General features: G+C 41.5%; 27 protein-coding genes. 7 read left to right on the top strand and 20 right to left on the bottom strand.

The window, feature by feature from the left end:
* Window positions 1–2 precede the first annotated feature (2 nt).
* The 16 genes from A3CY_RS0101960 to trmD form a co-directional block, all read right to left on the bottom strand.
* Window positions 3–1,367: a hypothetical protein gene (locus tag A3CY_RS0101960; RefSeq protein ID WP_018336209.1), complete on the bottom strand. Its 1,365-nt coding sequence runs from the start codon at window positions 1,365–1,367 to the stop codon at window positions 3–5.
* A gap of 3 nt (window positions 1,368–1,370) precedes the next feature.
* Entirely contained in the window at window positions 1,371–2,375 is a 1,005-nt protein-coding gene (locus A3CY_RS0101955) for an EpsG family protein (RefSeq protein WP_018336208.1), read from the bottom strand.
* 105 nt (window positions 2,376–2,480) lie between these two features.
* Window positions 2,481–3,413: an ATP-grasp fold amidoligase family protein gene (locus A3CY_RS0101950; protein WP_018336207.1), complete on the bottom strand. Its 933-nt coding sequence runs from the start codon at window positions 3,411–3,413 to the stop codon at window positions 2,481–2,483.
* A 6-nt stretch (window positions 3,414–3,419) separates the two neighbouring features.
* Entirely contained in the window at window positions 3,420–4,658 is a 1,239-nt protein-coding gene (locus tag A3CY_RS0101945) for a glycosyltransferase family 4 protein (protein ID WP_018336206.1), read from the bottom strand.
* A gap of 1 nt (window position 4,659) precedes the next feature.
* The gene (locus A3CY_RS0101940; RefSeq protein ID WP_018336205.1) at window positions 4,660–5,919 is read right to left on the bottom strand and encodes an oligosaccharide flippase family protein; all 1,260 of its coding nucleotides are present in this window, start codon (window positions 5,917–5,919) and stop codon (window positions 4,660–4,662) included.
* Between the two features lie 19 nt (window positions 5,920–5,938).
* Window positions 5,939–6,949 (bottom strand): pseudaminic acid synthase, encoded by a 1,011-nt coding sequence (gene pseI / locus A3CY_RS0101935; RefSeq protein ID WP_018336204.1) that lies wholly within the window; start codon window positions 6,947–6,949, stop codon window positions 5,939–5,941.
* On the bottom strand, window positions 6,942–7,526 hold the full coding sequence (locus A3CY_RS0101930; RefSeq protein WP_018336203.1) for a GNAT family N-acetyltransferase: 585 nt from the start codon (window positions 7,524–7,526) through the stop codon (window positions 6,942–6,944). The genes pseI and A3CY_RS0101930 overlap by 8 nt, the downstream gene beginning before the upstream one ends.
* 7 nt (window positions 7,527–7,533) lie before the next feature.
* Window positions 7,534–8,481, bottom strand: a complete 948-nt coding sequence (locus A3CY_RS0101925; protein WP_018336202.1) for a hypothetical protein — start codon at window positions 8,479–8,481, stop codon at window positions 7,534–7,536.
* The gene (gene pseF / locus A3CY_RS0101920; RefSeq protein WP_018336201.1) at window positions 8,478–9,167 is read right to left on the bottom strand and encodes a pseudaminic acid cytidylyltransferase; all 690 of its coding nucleotides are present in this window, start codon (window positions 9,165–9,167) and stop codon (window positions 8,478–8,480) included. The genes A3CY_RS0101925 and pseF overlap by 4 nt, the downstream gene beginning before the upstream one ends.
* Before the next feature lie 5 nt (window positions 9,168–9,172).
* A complete protein-coding gene (gene pseC, locus A3CY_RS0101915) occupies window positions 9,173–10,330 on the bottom strand; it encodes a UDP-4-amino-4,6-dideoxy-N-acetyl-beta-L-altrosamine transaminase (RefSeq protein WP_018336200.1) in 1,158 nt (385 codons plus the stop codon).
* Window positions 10,330–11,352, bottom strand: a complete 1,023-nt coding sequence (gene pseB, locus A3CY_RS0101910) for a UDP-N-acetylglucosamine 4,6-dehydratase (inverting) (protein WP_018336199.1) — start codon at window positions 11,350–11,352, stop codon at window positions 10,330–10,332. Before pseB ends, pseC begins: the two co-directional genes overlap by 1 nt.
* Before the next feature lie 29 nt (window positions 11,353–11,381).
* On the bottom strand, window positions 11,382–12,440 hold the full coding sequence (locus tag A3CY_RS0101905) for an NAD-dependent epimerase/dehydratase family protein (protein ID WP_018336198.1): 1,059 nt from the start codon (window positions 12,438–12,440) through the stop codon (window positions 11,382–11,384).
* Window positions 12,441–12,444: 4 nt separating this feature from the next.
* On the bottom strand, window positions 12,445–13,680 hold the full coding sequence (locus A3CY_RS0101900) for a nucleotide sugar dehydrogenase (RefSeq protein WP_018336197.1): 1,236 nt from the start codon (window positions 13,678–13,680) through the stop codon (window positions 12,445–12,447).
* 3 nt (window positions 13,681–13,683) lie between these two features.
* Window positions 13,684–14,439 carry a hypothetical protein gene (locus A3CY_RS0101895; protein WP_018336196.1) on the bottom strand — a complete coding sequence of 252 codons (756 nt, stop codon included), beginning with the start codon at window positions 14,437–14,439 and terminating at the stop codon, window positions 13,684–13,686.
* A gap of 62 nt (window positions 14,440–14,501) precedes the next feature.
* Window positions 14,502–15,023 carry a UpxY family transcription antiterminator gene (locus tag A3CY_RS0101890; RefSeq protein WP_018336195.1) on the bottom strand — a complete coding sequence of 174 codons (522 nt, stop codon included), beginning with the start codon at window positions 15,021–15,023 and terminating at the stop codon, window positions 14,502–14,504.
* A gap of 531 nt (window positions 15,024–15,554) precedes the next feature.
* Window positions 15,555–16,232 (bottom strand): tRNA (guanosine(37)-N1)-methyltransferase TrmD, encoded by a 678-nt coding sequence (gene trmD / locus A3CY_RS0101885; RefSeq protein ID WP_018336194.1) that lies wholly within the window; start codon window positions 16,230–16,232, stop codon window positions 15,555–15,557.
* Between the two features lie 136 nt (window positions 16,233–16,368).
* Between trmD and A3CY_RS0101880 the strand changes: the two genes are divergently transcribed.
* A complete protein-coding gene (locus A3CY_RS0101880) occupies window positions 16,369–17,259 on the top strand; it encodes an Rpn family recombination-promoting nuclease/putative transposase (RefSeq protein ID WP_018336193.1) in 891 nt (296 codons plus the stop codon).
* 102 nt (window positions 17,260–17,361) lie between these two features.
* Here the strand turns inward: A3CY_RS0101880 and A3CY_RS0101875 are convergent, their stop codons facing one another.
* The 3 genes from A3CY_RS0101875 to A3CY_RS0101865 are packed head-to-tail and all read right to left on the bottom strand — an operon-like array spanning window position 17,362 to window position 20,876.
* Window positions 17,362–19,485, bottom strand: coding sequence for a S9 family peptidase (locus tag A3CY_RS0101875; protein WP_018336192.1), 2,124 nt, complete (start codon window positions 19,483–19,485; stop codon window positions 17,362–17,364).
* A gap of 27 nt (window positions 19,486–19,512) precedes the next feature.
* The gene (locus A3CY_RS0101870; RefSeq protein WP_018336191.1) at window positions 19,513–20,280 is read right to left on the bottom strand and encodes an amidohydrolase; all 768 of its coding nucleotides are present in this window, start codon (window positions 20,278–20,280) and stop codon (window positions 19,513–19,515) included.
* Between the two features lie 47 nt (window positions 20,281–20,327).
* Window positions 20,328–20,876 (bottom strand): 1-acyl-sn-glycerol-3-phosphate acyltransferase, encoded by a 549-nt coding sequence (locus tag A3CY_RS0101865; RefSeq protein ID WP_018336190.1) that lies wholly within the window; start codon window positions 20,874–20,876, stop codon window positions 20,328–20,330.
* Window positions 20,877–21,073: 197 nt separating this feature from the next.
* Between A3CY_RS0101865 and rplU the strand changes: the two genes are divergently transcribed.
* The 5 genes from rplU (at window position 21,074) to ruvC (ending at window position 24,146) form a co-directional block, all read left to right on the top strand.
* A complete protein-coding gene (gene rplU / locus A3CY_RS0101860) occupies window positions 21,074–21,385 on the top strand; it encodes a 50S ribosomal protein L21 (protein WP_018336189.1) in 312 nt (103 codons plus the stop codon).
* A gap of 33 nt (window positions 21,386–21,418) precedes the next feature.
* Window positions 21,419–21,679 carry a 50S ribosomal protein L27 gene (rpmA, locus tag A3CY_RS0101855; RefSeq protein WP_018336188.1) on the top strand — a complete coding sequence of 87 codons (261 nt, stop codon included), beginning with the start codon at window positions 21,419–21,421 and terminating at the stop codon, window positions 21,677–21,679.
* A 147-nt stretch (window positions 21,680–21,826) separates the two neighbouring features.
* Entirely contained in the window at window positions 21,827–23,101 is a 1,275-nt protein-coding gene (gene serS, locus A3CY_RS0101850; protein WP_018336187.1) for a serine--tRNA ligase, read from the top strand.
* Between the two features lie 130 nt (window positions 23,102–23,231).
* Complete coding sequence (locus A3CY_RS0101845) at window positions 23,232–23,534, top strand: DUF4286 family protein (protein ID WP_018336186.1); 303 nt, start codon at window positions 23,232–23,234, stop codon at window positions 23,532–23,534.
* A gap of 57 nt (window positions 23,535–23,591) precedes the next feature.
* Window positions 23,592–24,146 (top strand): crossover junction endodeoxyribonuclease RuvC, encoded by a 555-nt coding sequence (gene ruvC / locus A3CY_RS0101840; RefSeq protein ID WP_018336185.1) that lies wholly within the window; start codon window positions 23,592–23,594, stop codon window positions 24,144–24,146.
* A 94-nt stretch (window positions 24,147–24,240) separates the two neighbouring features.
* Here ruvC and A3CY_RS0101835 read toward each other — a convergent pair whose 3' ends face one another.
* Window positions 24,241–25,929: a tetratricopeptide repeat protein gene (locus tag A3CY_RS0101835; protein WP_026207204.1), complete on the bottom strand. Its 1,689-nt coding sequence runs from the start codon at window positions 25,927–25,929 to the stop codon at window positions 24,241–24,243.
* A 146-nt stretch (window positions 25,930–26,075) separates the two neighbouring features.
* On the opposite strand from A3CY_RS0101835, the gene A3CY_RS0101830 reads away from it, so the two are divergent.
* A complete protein-coding gene (locus tag A3CY_RS0101830) occupies window positions 26,076–26,891 on the top strand; it encodes a hypothetical protein (RefSeq protein WP_018336183.1) in 816 nt (271 codons plus the stop codon).
* Window positions 26,892–26,912 lie beyond the last annotated feature (21 nt).

The raw sequence follows: 26,912 nt of genomic DNA, 5'->3' as shown, positions 1-26,912 counted from the left end.
ATTCACATCAAATTATTGACAATAATCTCATTATAATCAGAGTATATATCGTTATTATCTCTGCTCCCGTCATATTCCGTATTCATAAACAATTGAAAGTCATTCACGGAGTTTATAACAAAACCACCGTGTATATCATGATTTTCAACAACATGCAAACCATTAAAATTAAGCCGTCCCACTCTTTTGTGAAGACTCATTGCCTCGTATAATACTGTGGAATTTTCTCCTATAATCGTGTCATATAAAGCAAGTGTGAAAAAAGATTCCGTGGAATTATCCACGATTTCAATCCCTTTGTTATTGACCACTTTTAATAGATCCGATTCTGCTACTTTTTCTTGAGGATGACACCTAATATGAAAAACATAATCAGGAAAATATTCCGTTAATAAAATGATCGTATCAATAATTTTAGAACTCACGTGAGGATCTGAAACCACTAGTATTTTTTTTGAATCATGGAGTTTATCACTCTTTAAAGCTTCACTAATAACATAGTTCTTGTAAGGATAACCAACATTTATCACTCGCTCTAAGGGCATCCCGTATTGGGTACCAATATTATCTTTACCATGAACAAGAAAAAAGTTCGGATCTATTTCTGGTGAATATTGACCAGCATATAAAACAGTATCTCCAACAACAACTCCATGTTGTAACTCGTAAGTTACTATACCTCTCCTTGCACAATAAGCGATCACGCTTTTAAACGTAGATCTAGGGGCTAAAAAAACTCTCTTCGGGGAAATTACGGAAATGACCGGAGAAAACAAATGATACGAAACAATAAAGTTTGAAATTATCATTCCAAACATTTTTTTATAAGACTCATCCGATAAATGAAATTCTTCGTTTAATAATTCATATATTTTATTGATCTCTCTCTTGTATTTTATATAGACATACGGGTAAACAAAATATTTCAATAACATCGACAAAACATCAATCATGTCAAGATATACCACTTTATTTGCGTGCAATCTCGGCTTTTTGTGAATTCCATTTTGATGCCTTTCTAGTATGATATAACTTTCTTTTATTTTAGATTGTTCTACAAGAAAGTCTGAAAATCGTTCAAGATATTTACCATTAACATAAAAAAGCCGTGGATGTGGGAAAATTATATTATCAAATTTTTTCCTTTTTACCAGCAGAGAGAGTATCGAAACCAACGAAAACAAGACATTCAACAATTGATGTCCAATAGACACCCTACAAGGTATGGTTTTAAAACTAGTGTTTAAAAAACGATGTCTAAATTCTAACCTGATAATGCGCCATAAAGGAATACCGGAAAGAATAGTCAATCTTTCCAACTTGATAGCAAGTTCTTTTTCCCTTTTCAAATAAGAATCAAAATTCATTGTTTACAAAAATTTCCTATATCTGAAGATTCCTTTCTCGAAATTTTCAGAAAAAACACTGTCATAAGGAACAGCTCCCCGTGTACCTCCGATATTAATTATTGAATAATTATAATAAAACAACATAAGCACAGAAGTTACCAAGGCCATACTCTTTACTTTAAAGACATATTGAAAAGATATAAGTTGAAATAATAAAAAATATGCAGCAATCCTATCGACCAATAGATTACCGGTTGATAATGTGTACAGAATCGCCCCTAAAGTCAACATGGTTCTTAATATCTTTCTATCTTTAGGAATATTTAAAAGTTGGACAATCACAATAGCAACATTAAAGAATAGCAATAAGCTTCCAGAAACATTTTTACTTTGAACACTATGAGAACTACCAACGTACCCCTCGTATAATAGTCCACCAGCAGTATCAATAATTAACGAAGCCATTTTTTCTAAAATTCCCGCATAAGCTAAAGCAGTAAGTACAAGAATTACACACACAGTTACATATTTGCCAATGTCATATTTATTTACAAAATAGACAGGTATCAAAACAATTGCGGAAACATGGAACAAAAAAGCAAATAAGATACAAATAAGATATTTCCCCAACTTAGCGTTTTCAATATATTGGAACGAATACAAAAAAATCGACATAGCAACCGCTTGCCTTGTCCAGTCCCACATCTGAAATAGTATGCATGATGTAAAAAGAATAAATATGGCAGAAATAAAACAGTCATTATGTCTAACAACTTTATATATGAAATATACTTCTAAAATAGAATATATAAAGAAGATAACCGCACTTGGATGCTTCGACCAACTGAAAAGGAAACACAGAACCAATGACATCGGTTCTGTTATATTTTGTAATACAAGTTCCTTCAAGCCAAAACCGGCATGAAATAAATAAGCTATATTATCCCATTGTTGCGCTTGTATTTGATAATCATTGCCTATATCATATCGTAATCCGGATAATAAGGCTATAAATATAAAAGCCAATACTGGCTTTTTTGATTGTATACCAGTTTTATAGCAAACAAGCATACATACAAAGACAAAAACATTATATAAAAGCAATGTTGTTATGTACGACATTCCTTATAGTTATTTCGATAATTTAAGATAAGAACTAATCTCGTCCTGCCAAGATTCCGGATAAATTCCATCATACCCAGCGCCATCAAAAAATGTTAATTCTCCGATATATATATTATCATCAACATTAAATAAATCAATTCGGATATAATATTCAAACCTTTCAGCTATTTTTCGAACAATTGAATCCATTTCTTCAAAACAAACAGGTTTAAAAGTGTCTTTGTCTATGGTAACACACTCATCAATTTTATACTCTTTATCCAATGGTGTATAATCTTCCATTAAATACCTGAAACTTTTGTGCCCTTTATTAGCTTCACTATATTGTATTATTCTAACCTCTTTATTAAAACAATAATATTTGTATTCTATCAATAAATCGTTCTTATCTTTCAAATATTTTTCTGCAATAACCATAGGTTTAACATTTTTATATGGCCATTCTCTATTCGTCCAAAAAAAATTCAAACTCATCCTTTCTCGGTAAAAAGACCTCATTTTTTCCCAATCGAACTTTGATTTATCATTAACATACACCCATGAATTGTTATCGTGATTGCATTTTAAAACAAAAGGAGTATCTGGCAAATTCTCCGGTGTTAATTGTCTAAAATCATCTGAATGAAAATAAAGTGGAATTAAATATTTATCCGTCCCCAGAATCTCTTTCACAAATTCTCTTACCCGATACTTATCCACACATTGAGAATACCATTCCTTTCGATCATATAATTTAAGCCATTGCAATTTCTCTTGAAAAGAAATCGGATTTTCAAAATCCGGAGAATATCCTAAAGCAATTCTGAATTTTTTCCGAATGGCAATTTTATCAGGTACAAGATAAAATTTAAATGTTCTGTATACAGTAACCATAACCTTCCAAACAATAAATTGGAAGGTAGTTTTCTTTCTGTGTTTTTCGTATTTTTCTAAACTCATAACTCATTATTTGTTACTAGGTAGAACCATTGAATCTAACATATCGCAATACTCCTTTTCCATCCTTTCAAACGTAAATTCATTCTCGAAACGTACACGAGAACAATGTCCCATTTCACTCCAATTGTAGCGAAATATATTATTGAAAACTATTTTCAGTTCTTCTGTATCCGGATTTACAAGTATTCCGTTTGTTTTATCTACTAATTCCGGGATTCCCGATATTTTCGTTGAAATAACGGGTAACCCCGCTCTCATTGCTTCGATTATTGAAATCGGAAGTCCTTCGTTTTTACTCATTAAAATATAAATATTCGAGGCAGCTAAATATTTATATACCTGTTCATTGGGAACAAATCCCTCGAATGTAACATGATCTTGTAAACCATATTTATGAACAAGATTTTCTAATTCAATACGTTCTGCCCCCTCTCCCAAAAAAGAAACATGTATATCATGTAATAAATTTTCATCCAAACCACGTAACGCTTCTATTATAATACGATGCCCCTTCCTTTGATTAATTGTACCGGAACAACATAACCTGTATTTAAATTTAAACGTCTTTGACTTGATCTCATTTATTTCATTTTTCTGCGATAAAGTAAAATCATCTATACCATTGAGAATAACAGATGTTTTTTTTATATCCAAAAACGCAAAAGCCTTAAGAAAATTTATTTGTCCTATCTTAGCAATAAAAACCAAATGATCCGTATTTCTTGCCGTCCACGACAACTTTTCCATTTTTTTCTTCAAATACGAGGTCCCTTTAAACTTTGGATAATACTCTAATTGCATTCTAAAAGGAATACCATCTGTATGTTGAAACATAATCACTTTAGCTCGCTTATTCTTTGAATATTTCAAATATTGATAACATTCAACAGATGAATGGAAAACAATAAAATCAGGATCTCTATTCAATGAAAGATAATACTTCACTAATTTCTTTGTGTGAAGCTGCGATCTTAAATCGAATAAATAACTCAACACAAAACTATGCCTGGCATATAACCTCGTCTTAGATTTTATTTTCTTGATTATCCCCTTCTTGTGATGAGTAGTTCTCGCAACAGACACTCCACTCTCTACCTTGGAAAATATATCATGGGTAAATATCGTAAAATCATATCCTCTCCCCTCAAAATACTCTTTATCTTTAATAATTCTTTTTAAAGTACCCACGGGTCCTATGATCTGATTCAACGAACCAGGTCTTATCACATCAACTTTATACAACATTTTACTTCTCTTCTATATTCACAATTTTCTTAGCAACAAACAATCTATAAACCAATTCGCCCAGATAAGATAATACAGTTATTAATACAAATGAATGAATTGAATTCAAATATTCCCCTGCATACATTAACCCTAGTAATGAAAGATATACTATTGTGGTGACAATAATGCTATAGAATATATATTTATTATAGCCGAGGGCTATGATCAAATTTGAAGCTATATACCCGCTAACCCCCACGAAAATAGGTGATAACAAATACAACCTGATAGGTAAAAGATCAAGCTCTCGAGCAGTAAAAAATTCGACAAGGTAAGGTAAAAATATATTGACTATCAAAACGGATATTACGATACCACAAGCCACATACTTTACTATTTTTCTAAAAAATCTAATATTTCTTTCTTTTGCCATTTTGGGAAACAAAACAGTACCTACAATACTAAAAGGCTTTAAAATAATATTGGTAAACTTAGACCCCAAATCATATATAACAACATCCTTCATACCAATAAATGCACCTAATAAAAGATAATTGCATTTATCTTTTATTGTACAAATCACATCTGTAAAAAATATACTTGAAGCATCCTTTAGATAAAACTTCATATTTCCCCATGACGGAAGTATAAATTCAATTCCATCTTTATAAAAAATCACGTACAACGAAAGAATTCCACCAATAAAATATCCTATCGACATCAAAAGCGGGACATAAATATAGTCTGATAATGAACGAATAAACACGAAAGTCAATACAACAAAAATAGAACGAATCACGATATTCAAGATTGCGATATATTTCATTCTTTCCACCCCTTGAAAATAAAATTGCGGAAATAGCAATTCATTAAAAGTCAATCCAAAGGAAAAAATAAATAGTAAATAATGAGAACGATAAGAAGGAATTAAATATATAATCGTAGCATAAACAGTCAAAGCTAAAATCCAAAGAAGTAATCTAATGGATAAGATAGATGAAACTATTTCTGACAATTTGCTCTTATCATTACGATGTATTGAAACATGCTTTGCACTTACACTTTTAAAACCGAAATCAACAAGAATAGAACAATAACTTGCCACAATCTGTGCCGTGATAACCCACCCGTACAATTCCAACCCTAAAACTCTCGTCAAATAAGGATAAGTAATTAGAGGAGCAAGCATAACAAACACTTGTAGGATTGTTATATAAGTAAAATTCTGAAATATTACTGAATTATTCTTTAATGTCTTCTTTAGCACCGTAAAGTTCATAGATTTCAACTTGAAAAAACTAATCCAACAACTCCCAACTGAATCTTGTTCCTTTTCTTACGCTCTTATTTATTCGCTTTCCTAATACCTCTTTCAAGTATTTCGGATGCAGCCCAAACCCCGGTCTGACCGAACGAACATTCTTTTCCGTGATCACCTCCCCGGCTTTCATATCTTCCGCCACGTAAAGAGAACGACAAAACTCACGGCTAGCCTTCATCTTGTCCGTCAACTCGTAAGATACCTCCCCGATGGCACTTTCCACCACGCGCACATCCTTCACCAGTTGGGCAAACTCTCTCTCGTCCATTGAAAAAGAAGCATCAGGACCACCTATTTTTCTATCTATTATAAAATGCTTCTCTATCATCGTGGCTCCCATGGCTACTGCCGCGATAGAAGCCATGTTTCCCAATGTATGATCGGACAAACCTGACTTCACGTGAAAACGTTCTGACAAATCCTTGATCATGCACAAGTTCGCCTCCTCCACTGGGGCCGGGTAAGAGGACGTGCATTTCAACAAAGTGATATCATTATTCCCCGTACCACGACAAGTATCAACAGCTAATCGAATATCCTCCCCTGTGGCAATCCCGGTAGAAATAACTATCGGTTTCATCTTGCTGGCGGCATGTTCTATCAACGGGATATCAGTGATCTCGAAACTGGCAATCTTGTAAATCGGGTTGCCCAGCTCTTCCAAGAAATCCACCGCCGTCTTATCGAACGGCGAGGAAAAACACGTCAGCCCCTCCTCCCTCGCTACCCGGAACAACTCCTCGTGCCATTCCCAGGGTGTGTAAGCCTCCTTGTACAAGTCATACAAGTATTTTCCATCCCACAACGTCCCTTGCTTGATCTTGAAATCATCAGCCTGACAATCCAGCGTTATCGTGTCCGCCGTGTACGTTTGCAATTTAACGGCATCCGCTCCGGCTCTTTTGGCAGCCTTTATCGTGGCTATTGCCGTTTCCTTGCTCCCGTTATGATTCGCAGACAATTCCGCGACAATAAATACCTTATTCATAATACTCCCCTTGTTTTCGTCTTACATCTTCAATCTCGGGCTCGCTAAAATATTTCGGGTTAAAACATCCCACCAGCACACGGTCTTCATTACGCCCTTCTACCTGGTAAAAGCCTTTCAAGCGTCCTTCTATCAGCCATCCCGCTCGACAATAAGCTTTTATTGAAGCGACATTGGAAGCGTACATTCCACCGTACAATTTTCTTAAATCGTAAACAGAAAAAGCCAATTCAACTCCCAATCGAATCGCTTCCGGTGCCAGACCCTTTCCTAGAAAAGAGCGATCACCTATTAAAGTTGCCAGATCAGACGTTTTATGTATCTTGTTAATCGGTCCCAATTTCAAGGTCCCGATTAACAATTCCCGTTCAATGTCATAAATACCGTAAGTAAATGTATCACCATCCCTCTTCCCGCGCTCGATGGAAGCAACAAGGGTATCTTTAGTTATCACCCTCCGGGAATTCGTGTAATACTTCATCAACTCGCTATCCGAGAACCAAGCCATCACGGGATCTGTCAATTCTTCTATTTCTATCTCTTTTATATACAAACGTTCTCCTGCTATTCTTGTCATAGTTCTATCAGATATTTTTAAATAATTGAATGTAACGCTCCTTTATGCCATACATCAAGGATGTATCAAACATGGATATCAAATCAAATTTTTCCGGCATCGTCAAAGAAGGATCAAGCAAATTTCCCAACCCGTGCACGTGATGGTTATCATTCAAGTAACGGTAAAATCTTTCCTGGTTATCCACGTAATAGCCCGCAAAAATTTTACAGCCACGAGAGAGTGCTTCTATACAGATACCGCTACTGGGCAAGATCGCGTATTCACTACGTTGCATCAAAGCGGCCATCTCTATTGCCGGGAGATTCCTGTGAAGAATCACCTTATCATATCCCCGCGAGGGATCCCCATGTTGATAAGAATCACCCACCACCACGAACACCCGTTTCACCTCTTCCCTATCATGAATCAATCGTATGAATTTACTCGTCAAGTTATGAAAATCACTACCTCCAAAAGATATAAACCAATCTCCGTGCTCCTTGGGGCTCGTGCCTAAAGGTTGTAAAAACGGTTCTCGCAACAACGCCCATCGTAAACCCAGGCACAACCGGGTACTCGCTTCTACATCAAATAAAGAAACATCAGCCACGCCATGATTAATCACCACGTCAGCCACGTAGTGCTTGTCATGCATGTCGTCAACACACACGAGTTTGCAACCTCTCTCTTTGATTCGCCGCTGGTAAGCGGTTGTGAAAAAATAATTATCCAATACCACGATTTCATCTCCTCGCAACCGGGAAAGGAAATCATCGTGATGTGTATCTTCACGCAAACTAACACTCGGGCAAACTTTTCTCATCTCCTCAACTTGATAGGGTGTCGGGTGACAAGTGAAAAATGTACAACAAAAATCATCCTTCAGCATACCGGCAAGTGATAACATGCGGGTAAAATGACCGTAACCTATCGTATCACTCGCGTCTGCCCGAAAATAAATATTCCGCTTCATCTCGATTCCCGGAGCAATTCGTATTTCATCTCTGCCAACTTCCAGTCTGCAAGAGTATCCAAATCCTGAACCTCAAGTTCTGGTAGTACCAGACCAACCGTGTTTTTACCCCAAAAAGTTTTTTCTGCAATGAAAGATGTCGTTCTAGCTATATAAAATTGACCGGCATCATGATAAATCTTTTCCAAATCCTGCGAGCGAGAAGACGCGTATTCGGGATAAAGCATTCTAATTTTTCCATCCACGATATGAAGACCGCGTTGTACCGGGTAAGAATAAGCAACGCAAGTAAAAACAGAATCAATCCCGCCTGTCAATTTCAAGTAGGCTTCTGATAATCTAGCGGGAGTAACAAAGGGAGCTGTCGAGTAAACGCAACAAATCGTATCAAATACCCTCCCCCGTTTCTCGTACATATCCAAGACCTCGAGAATCACGTCTGCCGTACTCGCGTAATCATTTGCCGTTTCGGCATCACGCATGAACGGGACTTGAGCCCCATGTTCACGAGCGATCATCGCGATCTCCTCGTCATCTGTAGAAACCATTACCTCTTCAAAAAGACCGCTTCGCAAAGCCGCATCGATGGAATATGCAACGATCGGCTTACCCATAAAAGGCTTGATGTTCTTGCGGGGAATACGTTTACTCCCACCACGGGCGGGTATAACACACAAATTTTTCATTAGATTCATTTCACGAATTCTAAAACCTTTTCAATAACCCAATCCTGCTCCTCATCTGTAAGCGAGGGGAACATAGGAAGTGCCAAACACCTGGAGTAATAATCCTCTGCTACCGGCATATCACCCGACTTCCAGCCGAACTGCTTGTAGTAAGGCATCGTGTGAGCCGGAATATAAAGCACCTGGGAAAAAATCTTGTTCTCGCGCAAAAAATCATAAAGAGCCTTACGATTCTCGACCTGAATAATGTAGAGATGGAACGCGTGTGTGATATTCCCGGCACGAAATGGAACACGGATAGAAGTTCCGGCAAAAGCCGCGTCGTATTTCTTGGCTATCTCGTTTCGACGCTCGATACTCCAGTCCAATCTTTTCAACTGGCTAATGCCCAGCGCTGCCTGGAACTCCGTGATTCGATAGTTGTAGCCCAACTCCTGCATCTCGTAATACCAACCTCCGTGATTCTCGTGAAAAAGCGAGGCGTCTCTCGTGATTCCATGGGTACGGTAAAGGCAAACCTTATCGTGTAACTCCTTGTTGTTTGTAGTGATTGCACCGCCTTCACCCGTGGCGATATGTTTTACCGGGTGAAAAGAAAATACAGTAAGGTCCGCGTAACGACCATTACCAACCATATTCACCCTTCCCAGGCTGTCTGTCAACGCCCCCCCGGGTGCGTGACAAGCATCCTCGACAATCGCGAACCCGTACTCGTCCGCCAACGATCGCATGCGTTCAACGTCCACCGGGTAACCCGCGAAATCAACCGGGATCACGGCTTTATAAGTACCCCTAGGGGATGCCTTGAGAATTTCCTCCAGTTTATCCAAATCCATGAGGTACGTGTCCGGGTCTATGTCACAGAACACGATTTCCGCGCCACAATAGCGAAAACCGTTCGCGCTTGCCACAAACGTGATGGGCGTCGTGATCACTTTATCCCCCGGTTTAATTCCCAATGCCAGTGCGCAAAGGTGAAGAGCCGCCGTACCGTTACTGACCATACAAGCGTACTCGCTACCGCAATAGTTAGCGAAAGCGTTCTCGAACTCGGCTATTTTAGGTCCCTGCGTGAGATAATCCGATTTAAGCGTCTCAACAACCGCCTCGATATCCTCGTCGGTTATAAATTGACGACCGTATGATATAGGGTGATCTATCATCATTTCACTTGAAAATTAGGATCAACATACTTGATTATATTCTCGCGCATGGACTCGACCGTCTCCCACTCCGTGTTGATATCCGAGCTATAGTGAAAACCCTCCGGTACCAATGTCGCGTTATGATGTTTCATGTATTCCTCCCTGGTGTGATTGAAGCTTACTGATGGCATTATCACGTAATAACGACCGAGATCAATCGTATCAAGGGCGTCCGTCACGGTTATCATCTCCTCGTGGAGTTTCTCGCCCGGGCGAATTCCGACTTCCACCTGTGGAAGATTCGGGGCTATCGCGGTTGCCACGTCCTTTATATGATACGACGGGATCTTGGGTATGAAAATCTCTCCCCCGAGATGATGACCGAGGGCATACATAACCATAGCTACACCCGCCTCTAGAGAGATATTGAAACGAGTCATGCGCGTATCGGTAATAGGAAGTTCTGTCGCGCCATTATCCCTCTTGTTGATAAAGAACGGGATAACAGAACCACGGGAACCCATCACGTTACCGTAACGTACTACCGAGAAACGAATATCTTTTGAACCCTTGATATTATTCGCGGCGGTGAATAGTTTATCGGAAGTAAGTTTAGTCGCGCCATAAAGGTTTATCGGGGCACAAGCCTTGTCCGTGGAAAGTGCCACGACATCATTCACTCCCGTTGCCAAAGCCGCCTTGATAACGTTTTGGGCACCATGAACGTTAGTCTTGATACACTCCTCGGGATTATACTCCGCCGTATCCACTTGCTTGATTGCCGCGGCGTGAATAATCACGTTTACCCCCTCGCAAGCACGCGTCAGACGCTCCAGGTCACGCACGTCACCAATAAAAAAACGAAGTTGAGGGTATAATCTCTCCGGGTATTTTTGCTTCAACTCAAACTGTTTCAATTCATCACGGGAATAAATGATAATTTTCTTTACACCCGGATAATCCCTTAGAATTGTTTCTACAAATTTCTTGCCGAAGGAACCCGTTCCCCCGGTAATCAACACAGTCTTGTTATTAAGCATAACTTTTTAGAATTTATATTATTTTACTATTATCCATAAAACTCTTTATACCACTCGGCAAACTTTCTAAGCCCATCTCGAAGTGGCGTGTGAGGCTTAAAGCCAAAATTTCGTTCGAAAGCTGAAGTATCGGCAAAAGTTACCGGTACATCCCCCAATTGCATGGGAACAAGCTCCTTGTGGGATTCAAAATCATAATCTTTGGGAAGCACACCAGCTCTCACAAGCTCCTCTTGAAGAACCCGCACGAATTCAAGTAAATTTTCCGGGTGACTATTACCTATATTATACACGGCGTAAGGCGGAAGAGAAAGTCCATCCTCCCCGGTTTTAACCTCTGGTGCACAATGAAGAACTCGCTGAATCCCTTCTACAATATCATCCACGTAAGTGAAATCACGTTCACAATGACCGTAATTGAAAATTCGGATTTTCTCACCCTTGACAAGCTGATTCGTGAAATCGAAATAAGCCATATCAGGACGCCCCGCAGGACCATAAACCGTGAAAAATCTTAAACCCGTGGAAGGAATATTATAGAGTTGGCTATAAGCATGTGCCATTAACTCGTTACTCTTCTTCGTGGCTGCATAAAGAGACACGGGATTATCCACGTTATCATCAGTAGAATACGGTACTTTCCTGTTCGAACCGTACACACTGGAAGAAGACGCATACACGAGATGTTGAACTCCTTGCTTGCCTCCGTCATAACTGTGGCGACAAGCCTCTAAAATGTTATAAAAACCTATCATATTAGCTTCAATATAGGCATCTGGATTAGTGATACTATAACGCACACCCGCCTGCGCCGCCAGATTCACCACGACATCAAACTCATGCTCCGCAAATAATCTATCAATAAGGTTTTTATCCGCAATACTACCCCTTATAAAGATATATTTACTGCCGGGATACTCGGCTGCAAGTTTATTAAGCTTATCGAGTCTATACTTTTTAAGACTGACATCATAATAATCATTAACGCTATCAAGCCCCACAATATGAATGGGACCTTCAGTAACGAGCAATCGCTCAACAAGATTCGAGCCGATAAAACCGGCACTTCCGGTAACTAGTACATTCATATTTTTAATCTCTCCTGAAAATATCACGCGTGTACACTTTATCCCTCACATCGTCTAGGCAATGGTCATAGCGATTGGCGATAATAGCCTGGCTTATTTGCTTGAATTTTTCCAAATCATTTACCACCATGCTGCCGAAGAAACTGGTATTATCTTCAAGGGCCGGTTCATAGATAATAATTTGCGCACCCTTAGCCTTAACGCGTTTCATCACACCTTGAATCGAAGATTGACGAAAGTTGTCGGAGTTAGACTTCATTGTTAAACGATAAACTCCTACTACCAGCTGTTGTTCTTTCTCTACATCCCATTGGCTGGAAGCAGTGTAATACCCTGCCATTCTCAATACTTGGTCTGCAATGAAATCTTTCCGTGTTCGGTTACTCTCCACGATCGCACTCATCATGTCCTGCGGCACGTCAGCGTAGTTCGCCAGCAACTGTTTCGTGTCCTTCGGTAGGCAATACCCGCCGTAACCGAAACTCGGGTTGTTATAATGGTCACCGATCCGCGGGTCAAGGCATATGCCCTCGATGATCTGCTGCGTGTTCAATCCCTTCAACTCGGCGTAGGTGTCCAGCTCGTTGAAATAGCTTACCCGTAAAGCCAGGTAAGTGTTGGCGAACAACTTCACCGCCTCCGCCTCCGTGCTGCCCATGTAAAGCACCGGCACGTTCTGCTCGATGGCACCACCCTTGATCAACCCGGCAAACTGCCGTGCCTTCGCCTCCAGTTCCTTGTCCGACTGGTCGTAACCCACGATGATCCGCGACGGGTAAAGGTTGTCGTAAAGAGCCTTGCTTTCCCGCAGAAATTCCGGGGCGAAAATAATATTCCGAGTGTTGAATCTGTCCCGCACACTTCTCGTGTAGCCCACGGGTATCGTGCTCTTGATCACCATCACTGCACCCGGGTTCACTTGTAACACCTTCCCGATCACGTCTTCCACCGCCGACGTGTCAAAAAAGTTCTTCTGGCTATCATAATTGGTCGGCGCAGCAATCACCACGAAGTCGGCATCCCTATACCCCATCTCCCAATCCGTCGTGGCTCGAAGATTTAAGGGTTTAGTTGCCAGGTACTCCTCTATATAATCATCCTGAATGGGTGATTTCTTGTTATTCACCAGTTCAACACGCCCGGGAACAATGTCCACGGCTGTCACCTCGTTGTATTGTGCCAACAAAGTTGCGATACTCAAACCGACATAACCGGTTCCAGCAACTGATATTTTCACCATGTATTAATAATTATTACTTGTTTTAATCCCCTCCGCAAACTCCCGCTTCGCCAGAATATAAAAAACCTCCGATACCAAACCGAAATCCGCTTCCTGTCCCGTCTGCCGGAAACGCTCGATTCTCTTGTCCTCCTCCCGCTCCACGCTCACCCGCAAACGAGCCCGTTCCTCCTCCAGCCGTTTATAATCCTCACCGGGCAACATCATTGCTCCCACGGCGTCACCGTACAAGCAAATGGTATCCCACCACGATAACAACACGCCACGGTCTCCGCCACGAATATATCCCAACGCCTCCGTCACCAAACGCCCCGCAAGTTCTCCGCACTCCTCGTCTCCGGCAAAATAGTAACAGTTACACAACAAACGACAAATATTAGGCGTACGGCAAGGCAACGAGATCTTCCCGTTCCCACGTGACGACAGTATCCGGTACGCTGCATCCAAACCATTTCTCAAGTATCCCAAATCAGAGTACAACTGGTAGACATCCATCTTGTCCGCCGCGTAACCCGCCCGGGTATCCACTGGAATATCATCACCTTGTAACTGCCCGGGATACAAGTGAACGATCGATTTCGCCCGCTCGTGAATATCACCGGGACTACCAAAATCACGCTCCAGCCACGGGTACACCCGCACCATCGAGTACACCGTCAGGTAACCGTGCAGCAAACCCGACAAGCTCGCCGGGGAATACGACCGGGGATCAAGATTGTCCAGTTGCCTGTACAAATCGTGAAACAAACCTTTTTCCATCTGTAATTTTTGATTTACAACGTCAGATTTATGATTTTATAAATCTTAAATCTATCCATTCGCTACTCTATTTTTTCAAGGAATGAACCCGGGATGTAAGACGTCGCAATCGACGCCACCCCCTCCAGGCGGATCACCACCCGCTTATGACCTCGCAAACGAACCAACTCTCCTTCCAGCCCCACCAATGGTCCTTTAATCACCCTAACCCGGTCACCCCGCTTGAGGTCTTTATTCAATATCTCGATACCCTCGGGAGAGAAATCCAACAGGAACATGAAATCTTCCATCTGCTTGTCGGGAACGACCAGGGAACCACGTCCCTCGATATCTTTCAGGTAAACCATGTTCAGGGAATACTCGTTAAGCAAGGAGAAACTTGTCATCTTGTCCGTGCGGATAAAAATCATACCGTGAATCAAAGGGACACGAATAGTTTTTCGACCAAGAGAAGTATCCCGGACTTGCTCCTCCAGAGGAAGAAAATTCTCGATTCCCAACCCGTCCAGTTTCTTCTTGATCAATAATTCCTGATTTACCCGTGTGTAAGCGACATACCAATGTATTTTTTTATCCTCGATCATGTAAATTCTATTCTATCAGCCGATCGGATACGCTTCGCGCACTAACCCTATTACCGGTTCTGATTTATTGCCATGTGTTTCACGCACCTCACTTAAACAGCACTATGTATTATAGATGCACGAAATCTGTTGCGACAAACGATATTTTATATCAAAAAACCATCGTTTATTGAGGTGCAAATATACAGCATTTTTGTTTATCGCAAATATTTCGAATAATAATTTTTATTTCTCGCAACCAGATGTTTAGTTTTTTTGGCGATTACTCGCAAGAGTTCTTTTTTGCCGTGTCAATAAACGATCGTTTATTCACCCCCGGATCATCTCTCGAGTCAATTAATTGTCAAATAGATACAACACCCTACATCCCCCCCAAGTACTGCTTTGCTTTACCTTGCCCTACCACAAAAACCATACATGTACCCATCACAAACGAATCATGAACGCAAATCCACGTTTATGCTACGGCCATGATTCGGCCATGATTCGTTTTTATGGTAGCGAAAGGATAGACTTAGGATAGCGAAAAGATCACTCATCCAATAAATCCGGACGCAACCGCCTTGTACGTTCCAAAGCCTGTTGTTCCTGCCACTCGTCAATTAAAGCATGATTCCCCGACAGCAATACTTCCGGCACACGCCAACCGTTGAATTCTGCCGGACGGGTGTACACGGGCGGGGCAAGCAGGTTATCCTGAAACGAATCCGTCAGGGCGGAAGTCTCATCACCCATGGCTCCCGGCAATAAACGCACAACGGCATCCGTCATAATACAAGCGGGCAACTCCCCTCCCGTCAACACGTAATCGCCCACGGAAATCTCCCGGGTAATCAAATGCTCCCGGATCCGGTGGTCGATCCCTTTATAATGCCCGCAAAGGATCATGATATTTTCTTTCAAAGACAACTCGTTTGCCGTCTTTTGATTAAACGTCGGGGCGTCCGGCGCCGTGTAAATAATTTCATCGTAGTGCCGTTGGGAAGCCAACTCATTGATACAATCAAAAATCGGCTGTACAGCCATCACCAAACCGGCATCACCGCCGAAAGAATAATCGTCTACCTTCCGGTGCTTGTCCTTCGACCAATCCCGTATATTATGGATATGAATCTCCACGATACCCTTCTCCTTTGCTCTCTTGATAATCGAATGATTCAAAGGACTTTCCAGTAATTCCGGTACAACACTTAATATATCAATGCGCATAACAATTGAAAATTGAAAGTTGAAAGCGGCAAAGATATAACAATAAAAACAAAAAAGAACTACTATATTTGCCCATCGAATTTATTACATGGCAAAAAATTGATTATCTTTGTTATATAATAAAACACAAAAAATCATGGGAAGCGAAGGTTTACTGGAACGCTATATTAATCCCTACACAGACTTCGGTTTCAAGAAGTTATTCGGTACGGACATGAACAAGGATTTATTAATCAGCTTCTTGAATGCCTTGCTACACGGGGAACAATCGATAAAAGATATTACTTACCTGAACACAGAACACTTGGGTACGCAAGAGATTGACAGACGTGCAGTATTCGACGTATATTGCGAAAACGAGCAAGGAGAGAAATTCCTCGTGGAGATACAAAAAGGTGAGCAGCAATTTTTTAAAGATCGTAGTTTGTTTTATTCGACATTTCCCATTCGGGAACAAGCCGTGAAAGGGAAAAGTTGGGATTACGAACTAAAAGCTATTTACACGATCGGTATCCTTAATTTCACTTTTGACGACAAGGATAATTATTACCATCATGAAGTAAAATTACTAGATACTCGCACGAAAGAAGTTTTTTATGACAAACTAACGTTCATTTACCTCGAAATGCCCAAATTCAACAAGAGTGAATTGGAGTTGGAAACCATGTTCGATAAATGGATGTTTGTGCTACGGAATCTTTCAGGACTCATGGAACGCCCGGCTGCTCTACAGGAACGAGTTTTCGAACGCCTTTTCAAAGCCGCTGAAATTGCCGGATTCAGTAAACGGGAACTGTACGAATACGAGGATAGCCTAAAAGTCTTTCGGGATTGGTACAGCGTGGTTAAAACTGCTGAAAAGAAAGGGCATGTAAAAGGTTATGAAGAAGGAGAAAAGAAAGGCTTCAAAGAAGGAGAAAAGAAAAAGCAACAGGAAATAGCCCGAAATTTAAAAACGATGGGATTATCGCCAGATGCCATCATAAAAGCAACAGGTTTATCTTCCGGAGAAATTGAAGAAATATAAATGCCTATCAAGATAAATAAAATAAATCAGCCAACTAAATCAAAGAAATTAGTTGGCTGATTTAATCTAATGCAGAATCCTATTCACGGCTACATTTTTCAATTATTTCAAGTAATCCTCGAAATAATTCGTCACCTTCTGCATCAGATGGATTCGGTCACGTCCCATCACGTTGTGCTCCGCGCACGGGTAAGGGAAGTAATCCACTTGCACGTTATTCTTGATACATTCCCGGATAAAACTTAAACTCTGTTCCCATACCACTACCGGATCGACAGCTCCCTGGCAGATCAATAATTTACCTTTGAGGTCTTTAGCTTTAGCTATCAAACTGGTTTTAGCGTATCCTTCCGGATTCTCCTGCGGGGAATCCATATAACGCTCGCCATACATGACCTCGTACCATTTCCAGTCGATCACCGGTCCCCCGGCGACTCCCACTTTATAAATATCGGGATAGTTGGTAATCAACGAAATGGTCATGAAACCACCGTAACTCCAACCGTGAACACCGATACGGTCGGCATCCACCCACGGGAAGGATTTCAACCACTCGATACCTTTCACCTGGTCTTTCATTTCCACCTGTCCGCACTGGCGGTGAATCACTTCCTCGAAAGCCTTTCCGCGATTGGGAGTACCATGGTTATCAATGATAAACACCACGTAACCGTGTTGAGCCATGTACATTTCCCACATCCGGATATTGGCATTCCAGATGTTAGTTACCATTTGCGCATGAGGTCCCCCGTACACGTAATGAATTACCGGGTATTTCTTGTTCGGATCAAAATTCATCGGCTTTATCAAACGATAGTATAAATCACTACCATCATCCGCCTTTATGGAACCCAAAGTAACTTCACCATAATTGTAGTTTTTGTTCGGGTTTTCCACTTCCTGAATCCGACGAACCACTTTACCGTTATTGGTTGCCAAATCAACGTTACGCGGAACCTTTACACTACTGTAATTATCAATAAAATAACTGCAATCCCCACTCATGCTGATATTATGCCACCCTTCCTCGGGAGTCAAGCGAGCTTTCTTACCACTCTTCACGTCTACCCGGAAAAGCTGTTTTTCCACCGGAGATACTTCTGAAGAAAGATAGTACACGTATTTTCCGGCACAATCCATATCCACGTAAGCCACGTCCGCATCGACATCGGTCAAACGTTTAATCAACTTGCCGTTCACGTCGTACAGGTAAAGATTGAAATAACCGTCCCGGTTATTTGTCTCGTAAAGGAACTGCTTCGGGTTATTCTTCATGAATACCAACCCGTTTTGCGGCTCCACGTAAGTATTGGATTTTTCCTCGAACAATGTGGCGATTTGTTTCCCGGTAGAGGCATCGTACTTGTTCAAACGCATATGATCCTGTCCCCGGTTTAATACCTGAATGTACACGATATCGGATTCCGGCGCCCACGTGATCCCCGTGAGGTACTGTTCCCGACCGAAATCATTCACATCCAGAAAGACCGTACGACCGGAAGCAATGTCATAAACACCCATCGTTACCAGCTCGGATTTCATTCCAGCCATCGGGTACTTGATTTCTTTCAAACTCCCGGTACGGCTATTGATATCCAACAAAGGGAAATTCGTCACCTCGCTCTCGTCCTTACGATAGAAACCGAGTTTCTTACCGTCTGGCGACCAGAATATACCTCCCGAGATCCCGAACTCATTACGGCTAACAACCTGACCGTTCACGATATTTTTATCCTCGTCGGCAGTCACGGTATAGCTGTTCCCCCGTTCATCCAGGTAATACAAGTTATTATCCACCGTGTAGGCATACAAATTACCCGCCTTCGTGTAAGTTTGATTGGCAGCCCCCTTCGGGAAAGAAAAAGTATGCTTCAACTGCTTTTTCTCCACGTCAATATGATAGATATTTCCTTGACGGGCTATAACGATCGTGTTGCCGTCTAGCCAAGAAAAGTTAGGAAAACCTTTCAGGTCGGCATTCAAAATCTTGTTCAACTCTACAACTGTCAACAGAACAGTCTTTTCACCCTTATCGGCAGACTCTCCCATGAGCCCCTCCCGATCGAGATAAGTGTATTGATTCTTATCCCCTTGCCACTGGAAATATTTCGACCGGGGGTACAGGTGATACCCTACCACAGCCTCTTCCATGGTCAACACTTTCTCCTGTGCGTTCAAACCGAACATCATACTCAATCCGATTATCGTCAACAATTTTTTTTTCATTCCTTTCTTTTAGCTGTTATTTATACATTATTCTTCAATTGTAAATTCATCTCGATCCTCCAGAACAGGGAATTTATCGCGAAACTCTTCCAACGCCTCCAGGTCTATATCGGCTTGACGCACTTCATCGGCATAAGGTTCACACGCCGCCAGTATCTCCCCCCTGGGGGAGATCACCATGGAATCGCCCGAGTAACGCAACCCGATACCATCCTCGCCCACACAATTCACACCCACCACGTAACACTGGTTCTCGATAGCCCTCGCCTTTAGCAAAATCTGCCACGGTTCCCTCCGGGATTCCGGCCAATTGGCAACATAGACAGCCATATCATACTCGGAAGTATTACGGCTCCACACGGGAAAACGCAGGTCATAGCAAATAAAAGGAGCGATCTTCATTCCCTTGTATTCAAAAACCAACAACTCGTGTCCGGCGGTGAAATGCTCATCTTCCTTGCCCATCGTGAAACGGTGCCTTTTATCGTAATGCAACACACGCCCGTCCGGGAACGCCGCCAAAAGACGATTGAAATAATGCCCGTCTTCATAGCAAATGGTCGATCCCATGATTAAAGCATCCTTCTCATCCGCCCAATCCTGCATACATTGGTTCACGGCTTCATAAAAAGGCGCCACTTGCCCTTTACCCGCCATCGTGAAACCGGAAGCAAACATCTCGGGCAACACGATGATATCCGCCCCATTCACTTCACTCAAACGTTTGTTAAAAAACTTCAGGTTCAACGGAACATTTTCCCACTCCAAGCGTGCTTGTACGATTGCTACCTTCATAATCATTTTATTTTCTGATACAACAATATTCCCGTTCTATACCATTACTAATCACCCGCCGAGAAATTTTCCGGGTGACGAGGATGGGCATCCTTGTACGTTGACATGATGTACTTCAAGTCCGCATCCGGGTCACCCGTGGGAATAAAACGAGGTCCCCAGGTACAATATTTATCTTTATAATCTATTCTTCCCAAATAAACGGGCACTCCCGCCTCTTTAGCGATCACCAGAAATCCTTTTTTCCATTTCTTCCGCTTCTTGCGACTTCCCTCCGGGGTGATCGTCAAATACATCTCGTCCCTCTTTTTAAACTCTTCCGCCATACGCTCGACAAGATGGTTTTCCTTGTTTCCCCGGTCAACCGGGATCACGTGCATAGCCTTCAATATCAAACCGAGAGGAAAAAAGAAAAATTCTTTCTTCATTAATATATAAGTAGGGATGCCATAACTCATGAACGTGAGTTTTCCCCAGATAAAATCCATGATGGAGGTATGTGGCACGGATATGACCACCGCCTTCTTGTCCGTGGGTAAACTTCCCCTGAGCTTCCACCCGAAAATCTTTAATATCAGACGTGCGATATATTTCATAATCTTTCTCTTTTACAGAAAACCTGCCAAAGTTAGTACATTTCCCCCGAATATAAAATCATATCTCATTTATTCAACGATTTCTTTGCCGTTTCAAAAACAATTACTACTTTTGCCGAGCGAAAATTTAGCCTCAGGGGTACACCAAGCGGAGAAACACCCACCCCATGGTATTAACTTTAAAATGAATTAGAACAATGTACGCAATTGTAGAAATCGCAGGACAACAATTCAAGGTTGAAAAAGACCGTAAAGTCTATGTTCACAGACTGGCTGCAGAAGAAGGCGCTCAAGTAGAATTTGACAAAGTGCTTTTAGTGGACAATGAGGGAGAAATCAAAATCGGTACTCCAGTAGTAGAAGGAGCCAAAGTTACGGCAAAAGTATTATCTCACTTGAAAGCTGACAAAGTGATCATCTTCAAGAAAAAGAGAAGAAAAGGATACTGCAAAAAGAACGGTCATCGTCAATGTATGACTCAAATTCAGATCGAAACGATCAACGCTTAATTTATTTTGTAACTTCTAAAATTATAAGACGATATGGCACACAAGAAAGGAGTCGGTAGCTCTAAGAACGGTCGTGAATCAGAAAGCAAACGATTAGGAGTAAAAGTTTTTGGTGGACAATTCGTGCAAGCTGGTAGCATTATTGTTCGTCAAAGAGGAACTGTACACAACCCGGGATTAAACGTGGGATTAGGTAGAGATCATACCTTATTCGCTTTGATCGACGGAAAAGTTGTTTTCAAAAAGAAACAAGACAACAAATCGTACGTTTCTGTAGAAGCTATTGCTGAGTAAACAGAAATTATGAACATATTTAAACTCCTGTCCTTGGCAAAGTACAGGAGTTTTTTTTATTTTTACAGCCCGAAACAAGAGTACTCAAAAATAGATTCTTGCTTTCGTAAATGAAAATCTTAAATTTAAAATCTAAAATTAGTCGAGATGCTAAACCTTAAATTTATTCAGGAAAACAAAGAAACGGTAATCCGTAAATTAGCCGTGAAAAACTTTGATGCCAAAGAATTAGTTGAGAAAATCATCTCTCTTGACAACGAGAGAAAAAACCTTCAAAAAGAATCAGACGACAAACAAGCCGAAATGAACAGCATCTCGAAACAAATCGGCTCGTTGATGAAAGAAGGGAAAAAAGAAGAGGCAGAAGCCGCCCGTGCCAACACAACCCGTTTGAAAGAAGAAATTGCAGCCCTGACCGCCAAGCATAACGAAACCTTGAACGAGTTGAACACACTTATCGTGCGCCTGCCGAATTTACCCCACGACTCCGTGCCTCCCGGAAAAAGCGATGCAGACAACGTGATTGTCAAAGTTAGCGACAATATACCCGCCCACGAGGAAGGACAACTCCCCCACTGGGATCTGGCAAAAAAATACCAATTGATCGACTTCGAGGTTGGGGTTAAAATCACCGGAGCCGGTTTCCCCGTGTACAAGGGACTGGGAGCACGCCTGCAAAGAGCCTTGATTTATTTCTTCCTCGAAGAAAATATCAAAGCCGGATTCGAGGAAGTGCAACCGCCTCTCGTGGTGAACGAAGACTCCGGGTTCGGAACCGGACAATTACCCGACAAAGACGGGCAGATGTATTACGTGAACGAAGACAAACTTTACCTTATCCCCACGGCAGAAGTTCCGGTAACCAACCTGTACCGGGATGTGATTCTCGACGCAGACCAGTTGCCCGTGAAAAATACAGCCTATTCGGCTTGTTTCCGCCGGGAAGCAGGCTCATACGGCAAAGACGTGCGCGGCTTAAATCGCCTACACCAGTTCGACAAAGTAGAGATCGTGCAGATCACTCGCCCGGAAGTTTCCTACGAGGCTCTCGACGGTATGGTGAAACACGTGGAAGGATTGCTGCAAAAACTGGAATTACCTTATCGTATCGTTCGTTTGTGCGGTGGCGACCTGAGTTTCACTTCTGCCCTCACCTACGATTTTGAAGTATATTCCAAAGCACAGAATCGCTGGTTAGAAGTAAGCTCCGTCTCCAACTTCGAGGAATACCAGGCAAACCGCTTGAAACTGCGTTTCCGGGAAAAAGGTGAAAAGAAAACCATTATGGCTCATACCCTTAACGGCAGCGCACTTGCCTTGCCAAGAATCGTGGCTTCCTTGCTGGAAAACAATCAAACTCCTGAAGGAATCCGTGTACCCGACGTCCTACGAGGATTCATGGGAACGGATTACATCAAGTAAAAGATAAGAACTAAAAACTAAAAGATAAGAGATAAAAGGTCATTCCCGCTTAAAGAAACCTTTTTCAGGATAGGCACGTAAGATTCACTTTAAACTTTTATCTTTTAGTTTTTAACTTTTAACCCGACCTATGCGATTTATCTACAACACCACATTTCACGTCGAAGAAGAAATAGAGGGAGCATTCAGAAAAGCGATCCGTGAATTTTATATTCCTTACGTCAAAGCCAAAAGCGTATGCTGTGATGTCCTATTCACCAGGATACTAGTAAATGAAGAAGAAGGAAAATCCTTCTCGTTACAACTTGTTTTCTCTGTTGCTGATGATTACGCGGTCTTCATGGAATTGTACAAAGAAAAATTACTGGGAGTATTAACCGAAATGTTCGGTTCTAATTTACTTCATTTCAGTACAACTTTGGAAGAAGTATAAAATCCAAAGGATTTTGTGTACCTTTGTACATGAAATAAACGTGTACACCTTCGATCAATGGAAAAACTAATCATGGGGATTGACCCCGGAACGAACTTTATGGGATACGCTATTCTCCGTACTACCGGGAAGAATAGTAAACCGGAACTTGTCGTATCGGGAGTCGTGGACATGAAAAAACTCGATGACCCTTACCTAAAATTACAACGTGTATTCCAACGTACCCTGCAAGTCATCGACTCCTACCACCCCGACGAACTCGCTATCGAATCACAGTTTTACGGGAAGAATATTCAATCCATGCTCAAACTGGGACGGGCACAAGGCGTAGCCATTGCTGCCGCACTTCAACGCGATATCCCGATCTTCGAGTATGCCCCGAAAAAGATCAAAATGAGCATCACCGGAACAGGAGAGGCATCAAAAGAACAAATCGCCATTCTGCTAGGTAAATTTATGGTTATGCCCGACACGATTTCCACATTGGACGAAACAGACGCCATCGCCATTGCCTACTGCCATCACCTGCAAGGTTCACTCCCGACAACAGGCAGCTCCAAATGCAAAGGTTGGGGAGATTTCATCAAGCAAAATCCGGACAAGGTTTTGTAAAGCAATAAATTGCTTTACAAACACCCCATAACCTAAAACAAATAGGGTCATCGCTTTCGCCATGACCCTATTTTCAGTGCAAAGTCAAACAATTTTAATCAACAATATTCAAATAAATCGTTTCTTGTGCATAAGGATAAAACTCTTTATCTGTCCGAGCTTTTTCCTTCAATTGTGAGTCAAGCTGGATTGCTTTTTGCAAAGCCACAGCCATCGTCTGCGTATCTTTCAATCTAGCTGCAGCTATAGCCATCATGTAGTATTCGTATCCGGAAGTCAGATTCAAACTCTTCAGAGTAGACAAGGCTGCACGATTATCATTAGCCATCAACTGCGCGTAAGCCAAGTTAATATTCGGCATCTCTTTCAAGTAAGGAATAGCTTTGCTATACTCTTTCTGTTGCAATAACAGCATACCTAAATTATACTTAGCCTCTTTCTTAATGGACGCCTTCGTGTACATATTTTGAGCTTGTGCATTGTTGCCCTCGTTCTGGTAAACAATACCCAAGTTATTAAACACCTCCGGTTGATCTTTAATCACGGCAGCCGATTCCAATAACTTCTTCGCTTTCCGGTAATCCTTATTCTGGATAGCCGAGGCAGCCAAATCATTCAATAAATTTATATCGGTCTGTGCAGACAATACAGAAGTTTCCTGCAATTGAGGAACATAGTAAGCGGTTGCCTGATCCTCTACCTGCATCACAGCGGGTACCGTGTAGAATATAAAGAAATCAGCCCGGCGGAGAACAGGAAGAACAACATCTTTCAATTCCGGTACAGTCTTGATATAAGACTCGAGCACGGCTTCACGTTTTGCCAAATTCGAAGCAGCCTTCAAATCTTTCACGATCGCTGCTTTATTCTTTATGTTAGAATCATCCAACAACAGATACAAACCATCCCAATTCTCGTTTACCAGGTTAGACACGATAAACTTGGCATCTTTTGCCATCGGCGTATTTGCCAAACCAAGGTCTTTCTCGAAGAAAGTCTTTGCGGCCTTGAAACGGTTTGTTGTCAAATTCTTGTTCAATCTTTCCGGTCCTTCGGGGGAGCTGGAAACATACATAATCATGTTCGTGATCTTGGCATCCTTATTAGCCAACACTTCCTTCATCACCTTAGTCGCTTGGGACATCACGGTTGATTTCTTTTGAGCATCCGTGATCGCAGATTGTGCCAACGGGAACAAAACATACCCACTAACAACACCCACTCCGGTAGCGGGAACGTCTTTCACGAAAGTTTCCGTGAACAACGGGATAGCGTTAGGATTACTGGGTAAAGAATAAACGTAAGATTTCCATTCTTTCACACCATTCGTGTTCAAGATAGCAGGTGTAAAATCAACACTCTTATTACCCATGATCGCCTCGATATCAGCTATCAAGATCCCCTTTTGCATACCGTCACGGTACGGGAATGAAAGGTTATAAGTTGCCATCGTGTTACCCTTGTATTCTACCACCGGATAATCCGTGCCTCTCACCTTCTCTCCTTGGAAATAAAGCGGTTGCATAGCTTCTTCTCCTCCGGGATATTGCATCTTCGGAGTCACTTTCAAAATTAACTTCTTATAAAACTGCTTGGGAGCGAAAGCAACATTATAATTAAAATTCACCATTCCATCCACCGCCGTCAACTGCTGAGGTGAGACCTTCCCCACTACTGCCGTTTCGATGGCTTCTCTCTCCAACTTCTTCATGGTATTACATCCCACCATCAAGAAAGAAAGCATCAAAATAACTCCACTAGTCAATAAAGATAATTTTCTCATTGTTCTCTTTTTTTGGGTTCAACTTATTCCATTCATTAAAAATGTTCATATTTTTCAATTCATATCTTCTATAACGATTTTTATTGAATAAGGTTTTTTATCTTTGTCAAAACTTTTAGAGCAAAAGAGTTCAATTCACAATTATTATGGAAGAAACTGTTAAACCGATATATATAGAAGAACTTTTTAAGAGTAAAAATCCCAAGTTAGCCCGTTGGATTCCCAAATTCATTTATTCATTCTTAAAAAGATTGATTTGTCAAGACCAGATTAATGATTTCATCTCCAAATACGGCGACCGCAAAGGATTGGATTTCGCCGACGGAGTGATGGAATACCTTGATTTATCTTTCAAAATCGAGGGAGAAGAAAACCTCCCCGATCCCAACGGACGATACATATTCGCGGCAAATCACGCTTTGGGCGGACCGGACGGCATCATTCTGATTCACTACCTGGGAAGAAAATATAGTCCTTTAAAATTCCCGGTAAACGACTTGTTGATGAACCTGAAGAATTTGAACAATATTTTCTTGCCGGTCAACAAACACGGTGGATTAGCCAAGGAGGCCGCTGCCGATCTTGAAGCCGCCTTTGCTTCCGATGCACAGGTAATCACCTTTCCGGCAGGTATGGTCAGCCGGAAAACCAAAGGGGTCATCATCGATCCCGAGTGGCAAAAGAGTTTTATCGTGAAAGCCGTGAAATACCATCGTGACATTGTTCCGATACGGGTAAAAGGACAGAATTCCAAATTCTTCTATAACCTCGCTAATTTCAGAACAAAAATAGGATTGAAAGTAAACCTCGAAATGATGTGCCTTCCCAAAGAAACATTCAATAAAAAAGGCTCCACTTTCACGTTAAGTATCGGTAAACCTATTCCCTGGCAAACCTTCGACAAAAGTAAAACCCCCAAGGAATGGGCAGAACAAGTGAAGAAAATAGTTTACAGCTTATAGATTTAAATTGCGTATTGACAA

The sequence above is a fragment of the Butyricimonas synergistica DSM 23225 genome (assembly GCF_000379665.1).
Taxonomy (GTDB): Bacteria; Bacteroidota; Bacteroidia; order Bacteroidales; family Marinifilaceae; genus Butyricimonas; species Butyricimonas synergistica.
Note: the sequence above shows the minus strand (reverse complement) of the source record. Positions and strands in the feature narration are given on the sequence as shown.

Bases quoted from the DNA above. Each gene is read 5' to 3' on its own strand.
- A3CY_RS0101960 (WP_018336209.1), bottom strand. From the start codon at position 1,367: ATGAATTTTGATTCTTATTTGAAAAGGGAAAAAGAACTTGCTATCAAG.
- A3CY_RS0101950 (WP_018336207.1), bottom strand. From the start codon at position 3,413: ATGAGTTTAGAAAAATACGAAAAACACAGAAAGAAAACTACCTTCCAA.
- A3CY_RS0101945 (WP_018336206.1), bottom strand. From the start codon at position 4,658: ATGTTGTATAAAGTTGATGTGATAAGACCTGGTTCGTTGAATCAGATC.
- A3CY_RS0101940 (WP_018336205.1), bottom strand. From the start codon at position 5,919: ATGAACTTTACGGTGCTAAAGAAGACATTAAAGAATAATTCAGTAATA.
- pseI (WP_018336204.1), bottom strand. From the start codon at position 6,949: ATGAATAAGGTATTTATTGTCGCGGAATTGTCTGCGAATCATAACGGG.
- A3CY_RS0101930 (WP_018336203.1), bottom strand. From the start codon at position 7,526: ATGACAAGAATAGCAGGAGAACGTTTGTATATAAAAGAGATAGAAATA.
- A3CY_RS0101925 (WP_018336202.1), bottom strand. From the start codon at position 8,481: ATGAAGCGGAATATTTATTTTCGGGCAGACGCGAGTGATACGATAGGT.
- pseF (WP_018336201.1), bottom strand. From the start codon at position 9,167: ATGAAAAATTTGTGTGTTATACCCGCCCGTGGTGGGAGTAAACGTATT.
- pseC (WP_018336200.1), bottom strand. From the start codon at position 10,330: ATGATAGATCACCCTATATCATACGGTCGTCAATTTATAACCGACGAG.
- pseB (WP_018336199.1), bottom strand. From the start codon at position 11,352: ATGCTTAATAACAAGACTGTGTTGATTACCGGGGGAACGGGTTCCTTC.
- A3CY_RS0101905 (WP_018336198.1), bottom strand. From the start codon at position 12,440: ATGAATGTACTAGTTACCGGAAGTGCCGGTTTTATCGGCTCGAATCTT.
- A3CY_RS0101900 (WP_018336197.1), bottom strand. From the start codon at position 13,680: ATGGTGAAAATATCAGTTGCTGGAACCGGTTATGTCGGTTTGAGTATC.
- A3CY_RS0101895 (WP_018336196.1), bottom strand. From the start codon at position 14,439: ATGGAAAAAGGTTTGTTTCACGATTTGTACAGGCAACTGGACAATCTT.
- A3CY_RS0101890 (WP_018336195.1), bottom strand. From the start codon at position 15,023: ATGATCGAGGATAAAAAAATACATTGGTATGTCGCTTACACACGGGTA.
- trmD (WP_018336194.1), bottom strand. From the start codon at position 16,232: ATGCGCATTGATATATTAAGTGTTGTACCGGAATTACTGGAAAGTCCT.
- A3CY_RS0101880 (WP_018336193.1), top strand. From the start codon at position 16,369: ATGGGAAGCGAAGGTTTACTGGAACGCTATATTAATCCCTACACAGAC.
- A3CY_RS0101875 (WP_018336192.1), bottom strand. From the start codon at position 19,485: ATGAAAAAAAAATTGTTGACGATAATCGGATTGAGTATGATGTTCGGT.
- A3CY_RS0101870 (WP_018336191.1), bottom strand. From the start codon at position 20,280: ATGAAGGTAGCAATCGTACAAGCACGCTTGGAGTGGGAAAATGTTCCG.
- A3CY_RS0101865 (WP_018336190.1), bottom strand. From the start codon at position 20,876: ATGAAATATATCGCACGTCTGATATTAAAGATTTTCGGGTGGAAGCTC.
- rplU (WP_018336189.1), top strand. From the start codon at position 21,074: ATGTACGCAATTGTAGAAATCGCAGGACAACAATTCAAGGTTGAAAAA.
- rpmA (WP_018336188.1), top strand. From the start codon at position 21,419: ATGGCACACAAGAAAGGAGTCGGTAGCTCTAAGAACGGTCGTGAATCA.
- serS (WP_018336187.1), top strand. From the start codon at position 21,827: ATGCTAAACCTTAAATTTATTCAGGAAAACAAAGAAACGGTAATCCGT.
- A3CY_RS0101845 (WP_018336186.1), top strand. From the start codon at position 23,232: ATGCGATTTATCTACAACACCACATTTCACGTCGAAGAAGAAATAGAG.
- ruvC (WP_018336185.1), top strand. From the start codon at position 23,592: ATGGAAAAACTAATCATGGGGATTGACCCCGGAACGAACTTTATGGGA.
- A3CY_RS0101835 (WP_026207204.1), bottom strand. From the start codon at position 25,929: ATGAGAAAATTATCTTTATTGACTAGTGGAGTTATTTTGATGCTTTCT.
- A3CY_RS0101830 (WP_018336183.1), top strand. From the start codon at position 26,076: ATGGAAGAAACTGTTAAACCGATATATATAGAAGAACTTTTTAAGAGT.